We start from the raw sequence: 14,155 nt of genomic DNA, 5'->3' as shown, positions 1-14,155 counted from the left end.
CCGCCGCGGTCGTCACCGCAGCGACCGCGCCCACACGTACGACTGCGCCTACGACTGCGGCTGCGGCTACGGCTGTGTCAGCGTCCGCGTCCGCGACCGCTCCGATGTCCCGCGTCGGAGATGTCGTCACTGCCGCCGCTGCCGTCCCCGCCGCCACCGCCGTCCCCGCACTCACCTGGCGCCCCTGCGATGAGCCCAAGGGCCCCGCCGGACGGGAGTGCGCGGAGCTGCCCGCGCCGGTCGACTACCGCGATCCGGGCGGCCCGCAGCTCACCCTCGCGGTGTACCGCCTCCGCAGTGAGCGGCCCGCGGCGCGGCGGGGGGCGCTGCTGCTGATCCCCGGCGGGCCGGGCGGGTCCGGGGCGCGGCAGCTGGCGCAGAAGGGGGACGCGCTGCGGAAAGAGATGGCGGGCGCGTACGACATCGTCGCGCTCGACCCGCGCGGGCTGGGCGGCAGTACGAAGGCGAGCTGCGAACTCGCCCCGGACGACCGCTATCTGGTGAGCCTGCGGTCCTGGCCGGGACCGGACGGCGAGATCACGGAGAACGTCGCCCGGTCCCGGCGTATCGCCGACGCGTGCGGCCGGCGCGGCGGCGCCGTGCTGCGCGGCTTCTCCACCGCGAACGAGGTGCGCGACATCGACCGCTTCCGCCAGGCGCTGGGCGAGCGGAAGCTGTCGGCCTGGGGCGTCTCGTACGGGACGTACGTAGCGGCCGTGTACGCGCAGAGGTACCCGCAGCACACCGATCGCTGGGTCATGGACAGCAACGGCGACCCCGATCCGGCCCGGGTGGCGCAGGGCTGGCTGGCGAACATGGCGGTCGGCGTGGACGACCGGTTCCCCGACTTCGCGGCCTGGGCGGCGGACCCGGCCCGGCAGGACGAGGGGCTGCGACTGGCCCAACGCCCCGAGGACGTACGGCCGTTGTTCCTCGCCCTCGCGACGAAGCTGGACCGGAATCCGAAGGACTCGACCACGGTGGGGGTTCCGCTGACCGGCAACCTGCTGCGGCAGGCCCTCCAGAACGCCCTGGCCGGCAATGGCTCCTTCCCTCAGCTCGCCCGGCTCGTCCAGGCGGCCCAGGACCCGGCCGCCGAACCGGTCCTGCCCGCCGAGCTCGCCGAACCCCTGCCGGACCAGGACGCGGCGGTCATGATCGCGACCATCTGCAACGACGTGCGCTGGCGGGGGACGGTCCCCTCGTACGCCCGCGCGGTGGCCGCCGACCGCGTCCGGCACCCGCTCACGGCCGGGATGCCGGTGAACGTCTCGGCCTGCGCCTTCTGGAAGGACGCACCGGCGGAGGAGCCCACCCGGATCACCGCCGAGGGTCCGTCGGACATCCTGATGATCCAGAACCGCCGGGACCCGGCCACCCCGTACTCCGGTGCCCTGAAGATGCGCTCGGCCCTCGGCGACCGGGCCCGCCTCGTGACGGTCGACCACGGCGGCCAGGGTGGACACGGCGCCTACCTCGCCAACGGCAACGCCTGCGGCGACCGCGCCGTCACCACGTTCCTGACGACCGGCCGACGGCCGGCGGGGGACGTGCTCTGCGCGGACTGATCCGGCGCGGACCGGTCCGGCGCGGACCGATCCTGGGCCGGGTGATTCGGTGTGCTGCTTCGGTGCGCTGACTCGCTGTGCTGATCCGGAGTACTGACTCGCTGTGCTGTTTCGGTGTGCTGGTTCGCTGTGCTGATCCGGTACGGGGGCGGGCGAGGGGCCCGGCGGGACAGGGCCCCGGGCTGGGGCCACGGCTGGGGCCATGGATTCTGCGGACTCCGGCCCGAAGCGTCCCGGTGTACTACGCCCGGCTCCCGCCCACTACGCCCCGATCTTGAAACGCCACGCCCGATCTTGACGTACTGCGCCCGATCTTGGCGTATTACGGACCATGACCTGAAACGCGCCCTTTCGTGATTGTTCCGGCGCGGGCACCCTCCGAACAGGCACCTTCCGGTAAGGGGCGGGCGGGGGGACGACAGTGTCTGCTGCGGCGTCGGCGTCGAGGGCGCCTCGGCACGTTCCGGTGGACGTCCGGACGTACGTACCGGTCCTCCCGGCGAGACGCGCGGCCTTCACGGCCCTCGCGAAGGTCGGGTCCGCCAGTGAGCCGGGCATCGAGCCCCTATGGGTGATCCCGCCGCGGATCAGACGCCCGGCGGACCCGCTGTCCGCGGGCGGCCGTACCCCCGACGACCCGGTGGCCCTGGCCCACCACCTCCACTCCACCGCCGACACCCTGCGCACCCGGCACGGGCTGCGCCCCGGCTGGGTGGATGCGCGATGGGCCGAGGACACCCTCGAACTCGTCCGGGAACACGTATGGGACGTCCTCGCGTCCGACCTGGCCGGGACCGAGCTGCGCCCCGTGACCGGTCCGGAACGCGGGCCGATCCAGCAGGCGGCGGCCGGCGCGGTGGCCAGGGAATGGGACAGCGCCCTGGGCGTACGGATACCCGCGGACTCGTCGGCCGCCCTGGCCGGCGAAGTGCGGGACCGGTGCGCCGAACTGCTGAACCGGACCGGTGTGCCGCCCGAGCGGACCGACCTGTTGATCGATCTCCGCCAGGTGTCCGACGCCGACACCGCCGAAGCGCGGGCGCGCCGTGCCCTGGCCCTGCTCGCCGATCTCGCTCCATGGCGGACCACGGTCCTGACCGGCGGGTCCTTCCCGTACAGCGACGAGGGCCTGAAACGCCACGAGGTCGTCATGGTCGCGCGCGCCGAGTGGCTGGTGTGGACGGCCCTGCGCTCGCGCGGGACGGGTGACGGCCTGCGGGGCGGCGGGCTCGTCTACGGCGACTACTCGACCCTCCACCCCCGCAGCTGCGATGACCCCGTCGAGACCGGCCCGCTCGACATCTTCGAGAAGCCCCGCTACACCCTCGCCGAGCACTTCCTCATCGGCAAGGGCGCTCACCGGACCCGGGGCGAGGCGAGCTGCATGGACCGCGTCGCCCGGAAGATCACGAAGTACGCGCCCTTCCGGCCGGGCGCCAGCGCGGCGGAGCGCTGGCTCGAAGACCGAGCGGCCGATCCGTCCAACGAGCACCCCGGCAACGCCGAAACGTGGGTGACGCAGGGGCACATCCAGCACCTGACCTACATCCCCGAACAGCTCCGGCAACTCGGAGAACTCGGATAGCTCAGAGAACTCAGAGAACTTAGAGAACTCGGATAACTCGCGTCTGCCGTTCCTCAGCGCCTTCCGCTCCCCGGACCGTACCCGGACGCCATTCCAGGAGTAGGTAGTTTCCGCAAGTCAGAGGGCATATTGCCGTTCCGGCGTCCCATTCTTTCGGTAGCCCGTTGCACCCCGGGTCCGGCACCCCGAAAGCTGTGACCGGACAGCAGCCCCGGCACGGGAAGCAGCGTCGCTCACCCCCTCGGTACCGGATACGACCCGATGCCGTGGCCGGCGCGAGGCGGCCGCTTTCTCGCCGTCGGAGCGCTCCGGCTCCTCGCCCGAACGCACCGCGCCACCGGCACACCGCCGAGTGCGCCCGGCAGACCCCTCTCCAACTCCCCCTCCAACTCCATCTCCACCAACACGGGAAGAATCCCCATGCGCAAGAACCACATCCGCACCACCGCCCTGGCCGCCACCGCCCTCGTCGCGGCCCTGTCGCTGACCGCCTGCCAGGACAAGGACACGGGCGACAAGGACACGGGCGCCGCGCAGGTTCCTTCCGCCGCCGCGTCCGCCGCCGGGGAGGCCGCCGCGCCCGAGTCGTCCGCCGACACCGGCCGGAACTCCACCGGTACGGGCAGCGGTCACGACTCTGCCAAGGGCTCCGAAGCGGAGGCCAAGTCGGGCAAGAGCGGCAGCGGCTCCGGCACCGTCCGCTCCTCCGGCAGCGGCGGCAAGAGCGGTTACGGGCAGGTCTGCGGCGCCAACGACATCTCCTGGAGCACCCGGTCGGAGTCCCAGGCCGGCGGCTACATCTTGATCATGGCGAAGGCCAGGCCGGGCATCACCTGCTCCCTGCCCGCCGCGCTCCCGGTGGTGGCCTTCGGATCCGACGGCACCGAGGCGGGTCCGGCGGAGCAGTCCGTCGGACAGCAGGTGACGCTGAGCGGGGGAACCATCGCCTACGCCGGGGTGAACCCGAAGACCACCAACAACAAGAACGGCAAGGAACTGAAGAGCATCATCGTCGGCGTCGGCAAGGGCGACCCGAACCCGGTCAGCCTGCCGGTCGACGCGATGACCGTCGACGAGCCGATCGTCACCAACTGGCACACCTCCGCGAAGGACGCCGTGCCCTTCGACGGCGTCGACAGCCACTGACAGCGGCTCCGTTCCCGGCGACGGCAACGGCGACGGTGGCGGTGACGGCGGTGACCGTGGCGGCGGTGAGGGTGACGGCGGCGAGTGCCGGGAACGGGGATGGCGTCCGGGAGGGGGACCTCCCGGCACCGCCCGTGCGACCCCGCGCCCCCTCCATAGGCGGCAACGGGCGGCAATGGGCGGCAACGGGCGCCGGCCGGCGACCTGACCGGTTGCCCTACGGACGGCCGCGCTCCGCCGCCGTACGCTGTGCGGGTGATGCGAGGGGCGCGGGGGCAGGCGCGGCTCCGGGCGGACGACCCTGTGCCGTTACACCGGCTGGACGTGCCCATGCCGGGAATCCTGCCGTTCGCCATCGGGTCCTTCGACACGATCGGGCCGCTCTCCCGGGCCGACTTCCCGCACCGGCACACCTTCCACGAGATCGTGTACGTCACCGGGGGCACCGGCCACCACGTCGTCGACCTCACCCGGCTGCCGCTGCTGCCCCCGCAGCTGTGCGTCATCTCCCCTGGTCAGGTGCACTACTGGGAGCGGGCGTCGGGACTGCGCGGCTGGGTGATCCTGTTCACCGACGACTTCCTGCTCGCGCACCCGGAGGACCGGCAGTTGCTGCGCCGGCTCGGTGAACGCCCCTGGCTGCGCCTGGACGGCGCGGAGGCGGCCCGGCTCCGCGCGCTGGTCCGGGAGATGCGGCACGAGTTCGACCAGCGGGACGAGGGCTTCATCTCGGTGCTCCAGGCGCATCTGCATGTGCTGCTCACCCGGGCGGTACGGCTCCCCGGCGGACGCCGTGCGGCAGCGGAGACGGAACTGGAGGCGGGCCGGGCCTCCGTGGTGGCACGGGAGTTCGCCCAGCTCATCGCCCGGCCCGGCGGCGCCGAACTGTCCGTGAGCGCCTGTGCCGGACAACTCGGCGTGACCGTCGGCTATCTGGCCGAGGCGGTCAAGCAGAGCACCGGCCGCACCCCGGGCCGGCTGATCCGCGCCGCCCGCACGCTGGAGGCCAAACGCCTGCTCGCCAGCACGGAGTTGACCGTCCGGCAGGTGGCGCGCCATGCGGGCTTCGCCGATCCGGCCTACTTCTGCCGGTTCTTCCGCCGCGAGACGGGTGTCAGCCCCGGCGAGTTCCGCCGTGGGTCACAGGGGATTCACCACGTTCACCGTAGCGAGTCCATCGACCCCTCCGACCTGTCCGCCTAGCGTCGTCCGAGTACGTCAACGACTTCCGAGGAGGGCCTCATGGAGGACGCACACGTACCACCGCAGGACGCATCCGTACCACCGCAGGACGAACGCCGGGGGATCAGCCGTAAGAGACTGCTCAAGGCCGCGCTGGCGGCGGTGCCGCTGCCGATGCTGCTCGGCGGGGTCGCCCTGGCCCGGGACGCCGGGACGGCACAGCAGCCGCTGACGCCCACACCGTTCTGCGACGACGGTGACGACCCGACACCACCCCAGATCGAAGGCCCCTACTTCAAACCGGATTCGCCGGAGCGGACGTCGCTGCTGGAGCCGGGCTTGCCGGGCACCCGCCTGACGGTCAGCGGCTACGTCTTCGGCGTGACCTGCCGGCCCATCGCCCACGCCCTGCTCGACTTCTGGCAGGCGGACACGAACGGCGAGTACGACAACACCGGGTTCCGGCTCCGCGGGCACCAGTTCACCGACTCGCGGGGCGCCTTCACGCTGGAGACGATCGTGCCGGGCCTGTATCCGGGCCGTACCCGGCACCTCCACGTCAAGGTCCAGGCGCCGCATGAGCAGATCCTCACCACCCAGCTGTACTTCCCCGGCGAGCCGCGCAACCAGACCGACCCGATCTTCGACCCGGCCCTGCTGATGAACGTCCGCCAGGCCGGCCCGGCCAAGGAGGCGACCTTCGACGTCGTCCTCAACGTCGGCCAGCAACCCACCGGCGGACCCACCGCCCCCGGCGGTACGTGGGCGGCGGGCACCGACTACCGGACCGGCGACCAGGTCACCTACGCCGGCACGACCTACCGGTGCCGCCAGGCGCACACGGCCCGCACGGGCTGGGAACCACCGTCCGCCCCGGCCCTCTGGCAGCGCGTCTGACCCCGGCCGCCGGATACGCGCGACGCGCCCCGTCCGCGGGACGCGCTCTCCGCCCCGCCGGGACGCCGATGGGTGTTCCGGCGCGGGCGGGAGCCGGGCGGCGGGAGCCGGGCGGCGGGAGCCGGGCGGCGGGAGCCGGGCGGCGGGGGCCGGGGGAGCGGGGTGATGGTGGCCCGGCGGTACCGCCAACGGAAACAGCGTGGCGGTTACGGTCCGCACCTGAGCCTCGGCGCCGCCTCGCCCTGCGGCGACCCGGGCCGCATCTCGGGCCAGGACGAAGTACACGGGGCCATCTCGGCGTACTCGACGAGGTGGCCGAGCTCCTCTTCGTACAGGTTCCGAGGGGGTGCCGTTACTTCGCGCCCTCTTTCTTCGGCTGCTGTCCGGTGACCTCGCCGCCGGGGGTCAGGGTGAACCGGGTGCCGTCCATCACCGTCGTGGCATCGGCCGACGTGCCGTACGCCTCCATGGTGAAGTCCTCCGCCTTGCCCATGTGCACATACGCTTCGGCGGCGTCGCTCCACGAGTTGACCCGCACCCGCACCGCCCAGTTGTCCACGGACTTCTCCCGCCACGGCCCCCAACTGCTCTGCGGCAGCAGCCCCGCGCCGTAGCCCGAGAACACGTACCAGACCGCGAGGCCGAGCAGGATCACGACGGTCACGAGCGGAAGCGCGACCGACCGGCGAAGGACGCAGGGGAGAGGCACGGCGGATTCCTTCACGGCTCGGGGCGAGGGTTTCGCCGCAGTGATAGACGGCCCTCGGCGGGACGGCGTTCCCGGGGCCCGGCGCGCCCCGGATACGGGTACGCCGTACCGGGTCGCCGTATCGGGTCGCCGGGCACGGCCGCCAGGAACGGCCGAGGGTTCGTACCGCCCAGGTGTTTCGTACCGCACCGGTGTATCGGCGAGGAGACGCCCATCCGCTGCGCGGTGTCGGCACACGGCCTTCCGATGAGACCGCCGAGCAGCCGACGCGGTGAAACCCGCTCGACCCGGTCACCTCCTTGAAGGGATCCTCTGCGCATGGAGTTCCTCTGCTACCACCGCGACCGGCCCGGATCCCTGTCGCTGCGCCACGAACTGCTGGAAGAGCATTGGTCCTATATGGACGGGTACGAGAAGGAGCTGATCGCCCGGGGCCCGACTTTCGCCGACGACGGTGAAACCCCCACCGGCAGCGTGCACATCGTCGACCTGCCCGATCCCGCCGCCGCCCGCGCGTTCGCTTTCAACGAGCCGAACTACCAGGCCGGCGCCTACCGGGACGTGCTGCTGCGACGGTGGCGCAACACGCTGGAGCGAACCATGTGGGACTTCTCCGGCGGCCGGACCGGCGGCAACCGGTACCTGGTGCTCGGCCTCGGCGCGGGGCAGGCCGCCGACCTCGCGGTGCCGCCCGACCGGGACGAGCTGATCGCCTACGGGCCGCTGCTGTCCGACAACGGCGCCACCTGGCTGGGCACGGCGGCGTTGGTCCAGGCGCCGGACCCGGAAACGGCACGAGCCATCCTGACTCCGGATCGGTACGCCGATATTGAGGTGCACAACTGGGAGTTCGGCGGGCGGCGGTGATGACCAAGGACGTCCAGACCCACGCCACTGCCGAAGCCCTTCCCGGATCGCTCGGCATCCATCCTCGTGTTTCACGTGAATCAATGGATACATCGGCCTGACGCAAGCCGGGTTCCCGCTGCGTGAAGGCCCCCGCTCGGGGCCGCTGCCCCAGGAGACCGGGGAGTTCCGGCGCACGGTCAGGCGGCAGCCGGGGGCGGTAGGGGAGGTGTCACAGCGCGAGGCCGCGTGGAACTCGGCGTCCGCCGTCGTCGGCATCCTCACGCGCCGTGGCCGGCAGACGGTCCGGTCCGGTTCACCACCGGCTGCCAGGTCCCTGTGCGGGCCACCGAGCAGCCCCACGCTCCTCACCGGAGACGCAGGGACTAAGTCTGGGACAGAGGCAGAGGCAGAGGCAGGGACGGATACGGAGACTGGGACGGGAACAGACACAGACACAGGCGCTGATACCGACCGTGCCGCGTCCCTCCTTCGGCATCCACATCGTGTGCCGAATGCCGTGCGCCCGGCCGCGGACGAGTCCGCAGGCCGGGCGCAGGATGGTGTGGCTGTGGCTCAGTCGTCATCGTCGTCGTAGTAGTTGTTGATGACCGTCTGGGGCTCGTCGTCACTGAACGCCTCGTTCAGCAGGGCGCCGCCGACCAGGCCGGCCGCGCCGGCGCCGATGAGTGCGCCCGTGCCGAAGCGGCGGCCCTGCTGCTGGTCCTGCTGGTGCGGATAGTCCTGCTGCGTCGGCTGCGCATAGACCTGCTGGGCCGGCTGGGCGTAGCCCTGCTGTGCCTGCTGCGGGTACCCCGCCTGGGCCGGGGTGTAGTACGGCGGCGGCGTGGTCTGCACACGCTGGGCGCAGCCGCCGCACGCCTGGATCTGACGCGGGACACCCCACTGCGGGGACCACGTCACGGCCGACATACCAGGGCCGTGGCCGGGGTCGAAGAAGCACGTCATGGGGGAACTCCCTGTCGCTTGCTGTGGTGTGGTGGCGGAGCCCTGCCCGAACGCCGGCGAGCCGGTGGCGGCCGCCGCCACCGGGGGAGCGGGCGGTCCGGGGGGCGGGGTGTGAACCGGGGGCGCGGCTTCGGCGGCCGGTTCCTCACGGAGGACATCCACGCCGAAGTCCTGGGCGATTCCGGCGAGTCCGGAGGCGTAGCCCTGGCCGACGGCGCGGAACTTCCAGTCCGAGCCGTGGCGGTAGAGCTCACCGAAGAGCATCGCGGTCTCGGTGGCGGCCTCGCTCCGCAGGTCGTAGCGGGTGATCTCGGTGCCGTTGGTCTGGTCGACCACGCGGATGTGGGCGCTGCGGAGCTGGCCGAAGTTCTGGCCGCGCTGCTCGGCTTCGTAAACGGAGACCGGGAAGACGATCTTCGCGACCTCGGGGGGAACCGCGCTCAGGTCCACGTGGATCTGCTCGTCGTCCCCGCCGCTTCCGCTTATCCGCTCGCTGCCGGAGTGCCGCACCGAACCGTCGGGGCTGCGGAGGTTGTTGAAGAAGACGAAGTGCTGGTCGGACAGGACCTTGCCGGACTTGTCGCACAGCAGGGCACTGGCGTCCAGATCGAAGTCGGCCCCTCCGGCGGTTCCCACCTGCCAGCCCAACCCGACGATCACTGCGGTCAGGCCGGGGGCCTGTTTGCCGAGCGACACATTGCCGCCCTTGGTCAGGGCAACACTCATGTGCTTCCTCCACAACTGTCCTGGCATCCAGCGTTCTTCGGCTTCAACGCGGCGGAAATCCCCATGGTTCCCGGTCTGCGCAATTCCTGAAGTGACGGCCGGATTGTGGCTCAGGAGGCGACAGCCTTCTCGGCGTTGCCCCAGTTGTTGTGCAGGCGGTCCAGGTACGACTGGGCCTGTGCGCCGGGCGCCACACCACGCGCAAAGACCAGCATGTTGCCCGCCCCCGCGTTGTAGCCCATCGCCAGCAGGTCCGACTGCGAGAAGGTGGCGGACCGCTGCGCGGGCAACTGGCGGGCCAGGTCGTGCAGATGCCAGGCGGCTGCCTCGATGGCCAGGCCCCGGTCATCGGGCAGCTCCTCCCACTTCCGGTCGGCGAAATCCCGGCCCCGCCGGGTCTCCTCGAAGGCGGCGCGGTGCATGTTCGCGATACCGAACGCCGCATCGGGCTTATGGCGCTGCCAGGCGCGCTCCAGGTCCGGATCGTGCGGCTTGTACGCCTCGTTGTACAGGATCGCCATGAGCAACCGCGGCTCGATCCCCGCCTTGGCGGCGTACTTACGGACCTGCGGGGCATAGTCGGCGGGGTCGTAGACCGACGAGGGGGTGGCGTGGCCGCCGGCTCCGGGTGTGGTGGAGGAGGTGGGCGCGGGGGAGGAGGTGGGTGGCGTCGCGTGGGGCGTGGCGGTCTGCTGTGGCGTATGCCCCGTACGGACCACGGCCCAGACGGCCAGGGCGAGGATCGGCACAGCGAACCAGCGCCACCGCGTCCGTGCACCAGCCATCTGCCGCTCTCCCTCAGTCGCGCGCCACTCCGACGTCTCCACCTTGTTTCCATGATTGCGCAGGGAGCGAGTTACGGCGTGGGAGGGGGAGGCAATACACGGCATCCGGGCGGGGGAGGAGCGGGCGCTCTTCGGCGTGGCTGCCTTGGACTGACACCCTCGTGGCCGTCGCGGTGCTCCTGGGAGCGGTGCGTAAGGGGGAAGGGCGTCAGGGGCAAGGGCGGCGGAGCCGATACGCCCGGTCGCCGTGCGCAGCGGAGACAGAGGCGGCGGTACACCTCTCACCGAGAGGGGGGAGACGGCGAGTTGGCGTGGAATTACGGGCTCCCGCGGATCAGCGCCGAACTCCGTGACGAGGGCGACCGGGCCGACCACGAGCGCGGGCGCCCGGCAGACTGGGCGGTAGCGGACCACGCACCGAACCCGTAAACCGCCTCGGACAGCGATCTCCGAACGCACGCCTTCGACGCAGTGCCAGGCGCACCCCCGTCAGTTACCTTCGCGGAATCCGCATAAACGCAGCCCGGGATGCGGGTTCAAGACCCCTCTACCGCTGGCCCATTCACCCACCGCCCGATGCCGCGGAAAGCCCCATCGGAAACCCCCCATCGGAACCCCAAAAAATTGCCGGGCGCCGTAGGGCAGAGCGAGAAATGGTGGAAGAAGGCTGTAATGCAATACCCGGCCCCACCCCGGAAAACTTCACCCGTATCGTCATCTCGCGGCGAAATGCAAGGGCGAAGTCCGGTGCAGGGCCGGGTACGGCGAGCATCTATCGGTCGGACGATGCCTGCCGGCCGGGTTACTTGGGCTTCTTGAAGCCCAGGGTCGTGGCGTCCTTCAGCGTGTAGACGGTTCCGTCCGTGTCCTTGCTGAAGTGGCCGACCTTGGCGACGGTGGGCGGCACGTAACGCTCCGGCTGCTGCTTGTTCTTGGTCATGGCTTTCTCCCATACAACTCGGTTGAGCCTGGCATGACGCTGAATCATGTAACCGGCTTCCATTCGGGGTGTCCACCTCGTCATCGTAATTTCCGCCATCCATGATCCGGCTTCGCTCCCGCCTGTGTGGATCGGTCAGAAAGACGGTTGATCGTTCGTGTGTACATCGAACGGGGCGGGAGGCGGGTTCGGGCGAAGCCCCTTGAAGTGAAGGGCGGTGTACGGGGAACGCCGGCGCGGCGACCGGGATTCTGCGCCACCTGCGCCCGTTGGCCTGCCGTTTCGCCCGGTGGGGAATGAGGGAACGAGATTCGACCGGACGTCTGGATGGTATGCGGTACGGAATTCAAACCTTTTCCATATGCGCGCCGCCGTCGCGGACTTGAGGGAATCAGTCTTCGAAGAGAAAGTCCCTTGAGTCTCTTTCCGTCACGGTAGTGACAGAGGTCAACTTCCTTTCCGTCACGCTTATGGCGCGATGTCAACTGTGCCCTGTTGCGCGGCCTTCCTTCGGTGGCGCACGGTTCTTCGGCGGCCGTCGCGCTCCGGCCGAAGTGGCGGTCGACCGGGATCGCCGCGCAGGTCGATCGCCTCGGCCGGCCCGGCGGCGAGCCGGTCGCGGAGGCCGTTTGCCGCGGTGTCGCCAGGGCGGCCGCGTGGCCGGCCGGTACCGGTGTGCGGTTGGCGGTGGACGCGGTGCCGGCGGCGCGGATGGCGCCTTGATACCTGGTGGTGAGGTATGTGCAGTTGCTGAACGACAACCTTGTGGTCTTCCCGGACTCCCCGGGCGGCACGTGGGCGCACCGCAAAGTCTGCGCCGAGGCGCCGCGGCGGGTGACCCACGCTTCGGGGCGGCCGTGGCTGGCCGGCTCGTGGGCGCCGGAGGATCTGGTGGTGGCCGATGCGGGCCCGGTGCGGGTGGCGGTGTTCGGTGCGAGCTCGATCACGCCGGAACGCCTGTCCGCGCTGGTCTCCCCGGTACGCGGCCTGCCGGACCTGGACCGGCTGGCCCGCCGGCTTCCCGGCAGCGCGCACCTGGTGGCGTCCGTCCACGGCCAGGTGCGGTTCCAGGGCACCCTCACCGGGACCCGCTGCGTGTTCGCCGCCCGGGTGGGCGATGTGCCGGTCGCCGGTGACCGGGCCGATGTGCTGGCCGGGGCGATCGGCGCGGAGCCGGACGAGGACCTGCTCGCGGCGAGCGTGACGTACGGGATGTTCTTCGCGCCGCTGAACGAGCGCAGCTGGTGGCGCGGCGTGGACCAAGTGGCCTCGGACTCCTACCTGGTGATGCCCAGTGACGGCGCGGCCCGCACGGTGCGCTGGTGGCAGCCGCCGAAGCCGGAGCTGTCCCTGGCGCAGGGCGCGGCCCGGGTGCGCGAGAGCCTGCGGGAGGCCGTGGCCCAGCGGCAACCCCACCGGGGCCGGCTGTCCGCGGATCTGTCGGGCGGGATGGATTCCACCTCGCTCTGCTTTCTCGCCGCCGAACACCGCCCTGACCTGCTGACCTTCCGCTGGACCGGCGGCAGCGCGATCAACGACGACCCCCGGTACGCCGCCGAGGCCGAGCGCTTGCTGGAGCACGCCGAGCACCTGACCGTGCGGGAAACCGACGCGCCTCCCGTGTTCGCCCCGCCGTACTCGCTGCCGGACACGGAAGCCCCGCGGTCTCTCACCCGGGGGATGAACGCCATTCGCTCCGAGATCCGGCTGCTGGTCGAACACGGTGCCACCCGGCACCTGGCCGGGCACGGCGCCGATGAGCTGTTCACCGGCAGCGGCGCCTACCTGCACACGCTCTTCCGCCGCCACCCGGTGACCGCCCTGCGGGAACTGCGCGCCCACCGGGCGCTGTACCGCTGGCCGCTGGCGGCCAGCCTGTCCGGGCTGTTGCGGCGGGAGAGCCTCGGCGCGTGGTGGCGGCGGTGCGCCGATGACCTCGGCCGTCCCGTGCCGCCGAGCCCGGCTCCGTCCATGGGCTGGGGGGAGCGGATCCCGGCGACGCCGTGGGCCACCCCGGACGCCGTCAGGACCACGCAGAAGGTCTTCCGCGGCGTGGCGGACCGGATCGCCCCTCTGGCGCCGGACCGGGGGCAGCACGAGGCCCTCACCATGCTGCGCAGCGCGGGACCCGCACTCCGGCTGCTCTCCCGCGAGTACGCCGCCGAGGGGCTGCGCCTGGAGCTGCCCTATCTGGACGACCGGGTGGTCGAGGCGGTGCTGGCGATCCGTCCCCGCGAGCGCTACACCCCCTGGCGGTACAAGCCGGTGCTGGCCACGGCGCTGCGCGGTCTCGTACCCGACGTGATCCTGGACCGGACCACCAAGGGCGACTGCGAGGAGTCCGTCGACCGCGCCTTGCAGGAACACGTTCCCGACCTGCTGGAGCTGTTCGAGGACTCACTGCTGGCGCGCCGCGACCTGATCGACATCGCCGGTCTGCGGACCACCTTGCGCACGCCGCCCACCTCCGGCGACGTCTGGTCCGCCCAACTGGAGGCGACGCTCGGCGCCGAGCTCTGGCTGCGCGAGATCGCCGCCCGCCCCGCCCGCACACCGGGAGCCGCCGCCCCACCGGCACCCGCCGGCCCCGCCCGTGACGACGCCCGCCGCCTGCACCACGTCCCCAACTCCGAGGAGTCTCAATGATGAAGTCAAGCCGCCTGCGTGACCGGCGGGGCGGAGGTGAAGAGCCGCCCGTCACGGAGCAGGGCCCACAGCACACTCGCGCGTCGGCGGGCCAGGGCGATGACGGCCTGGACGTGTTTGCAGCCCTCTGCTCGCTTCTTGAGGTAGAAGTCCCGG

General features: G+C 71.4%; 11 protein-coding genes and 1 pseudogene. 7 read left to right on the top strand and 5 right to left on the bottom strand.

Annotated features, from left to right (window positions below; genetic code table 11):
• The first annotated feature begins 104 nt into the window (after positions 1–104).
• From IH09_RS32145 to IH09_RS32125, 5 genes are all read left to right on the top strand, one after another.
• Positions 105–1,568, top strand: coding sequence for an alpha/beta hydrolase (locus IH09_RS32145; protein ID WP_052861074.1), 1,464 nt, complete (start codon positions 105–107; stop codon positions 1,566–1,568).
• A gap of 466 nt (positions 1,569–2,034) precedes the next feature.
• The gene (locus IH09_RS32140; RefSeq protein ID WP_052861073.1) at positions 2,035–3,153 is read left to right on the top strand and encodes a beta family protein; all 1,119 of its coding nucleotides are present in this window, start codon (positions 2,035–2,037) and stop codon (positions 3,151–3,153) included.
• A 420-nt stretch (positions 3,154–3,573) separates the two neighbouring features.
• On the top strand, positions 3,574–4,299 hold the full coding sequence (locus IH09_RS32135) for a DUF4232 domain-containing protein (protein WP_052861072.1): 726 nt from the start codon (positions 3,574–3,576) through the stop codon (positions 4,297–4,299).
• A gap of 330 nt (positions 4,300–4,629) precedes the next feature.
• Entirely contained in the window at positions 4,630–5,502 is an 873-nt protein-coding gene (locus tag IH09_RS32130; RefSeq protein WP_240150703.1) for a helix-turn-helix transcriptional regulator, read from the top strand.
• Between the two features lie 39 nt (positions 5,503–5,541).
• Entirely contained in the window at positions 5,542–6,378 is an 837-nt protein-coding gene (locus IH09_RS32125; RefSeq protein ID WP_052861070.1) for a dioxygenase family protein, read from the top strand.
• Positions 6,379–6,730: 352 nt separating this feature from the next.
• Here IH09_RS32125 and IH09_RS32120 read toward each other — a convergent pair whose 3' ends face one another.
• On the bottom strand, positions 6,731–7,042 hold the full coding sequence (locus tag IH09_RS32120; protein WP_190233472.1) for a hypothetical protein: 312 nt from the start codon (positions 7,040–7,042) through the stop codon (positions 6,731–6,733).
• Between the two features lie 363 nt (positions 7,043–7,405).
• On the opposite strand from IH09_RS32120, the gene IH09_RS32115 reads away from it, so the two are divergent.
• A complete protein-coding gene (locus IH09_RS32115) occupies positions 7,406–7,954 on the top strand; it encodes a YciI family protein (protein WP_052861068.1) in 549 nt (182 codons plus the stop codon).
• 555 nt (positions 7,955–8,509) lie between these two features.
• Here the strand turns inward: IH09_RS32115 and IH09_RS32110 are convergent.
• From IH09_RS32110 to IH09_RS39440, 3 genes are all read right to left on the bottom strand, one after another.
• Positions 8,510–9,628 (bottom strand): TerD family protein, encoded by a 1,119-nt coding sequence (locus IH09_RS32110; protein ID WP_052861067.1) that lies wholly within the window; start codon positions 9,626–9,628, stop codon positions 8,510–8,512.
• 110 nt (positions 9,629–9,738) lie between these two features.
• Positions 9,739–10,413, bottom strand: a complete 675-nt coding sequence (locus tag IH09_RS32105; protein WP_052861066.1) for a transglycosylase SLT domain-containing protein — start codon at positions 10,411–10,413, stop codon at positions 9,739–9,741.
• A gap of 802 nt (positions 10,414–11,215) precedes the next feature.
• Entirely contained in the window at positions 11,216–11,353 is a 138-nt protein-coding gene (locus IH09_RS39440) for a lasso RiPP family leader peptide-containing protein (protein ID WP_172450941.1), read from the bottom strand.
• A gap of 741 nt (positions 11,354–12,094) precedes the next feature.
• Between IH09_RS39440 and IH09_RS32095 the strand changes: the two genes are divergently transcribed.
• Positions 12,095–13,999: an asparagine synthase-related protein gene (locus tag IH09_RS32095; protein WP_190233471.1), complete on the top strand. Its 1,905-nt coding sequence runs from the start codon at positions 12,095–12,097 to the stop codon at positions 13,997–13,999.
• A 5-nt stretch (positions 14,000–14,004) separates the two neighbouring features.
• On the opposite strand, the pseudogene IH09_RS38305 reads toward IH09_RS32095, so the two are convergent.
• Positions 14,005–14,155, bottom strand: a pseudogene (locus IH09_RS38305) (IS110 family transposase); the annotation flags it as partial.

Source organism: Streptomyces celluloflavus, from assembly GCA_000720995.1.
In the GTDB taxonomy this organism is placed as follows: Bacteria; Actinomycetota; Actinomycetes; order Streptomycetales; family Streptomycetaceae; genus Streptomyces; species Streptomyces celluloflavus.
Note: the sequence above shows the minus strand (reverse complement) of the source record. Positions and strands in the feature narration are given on the sequence as shown.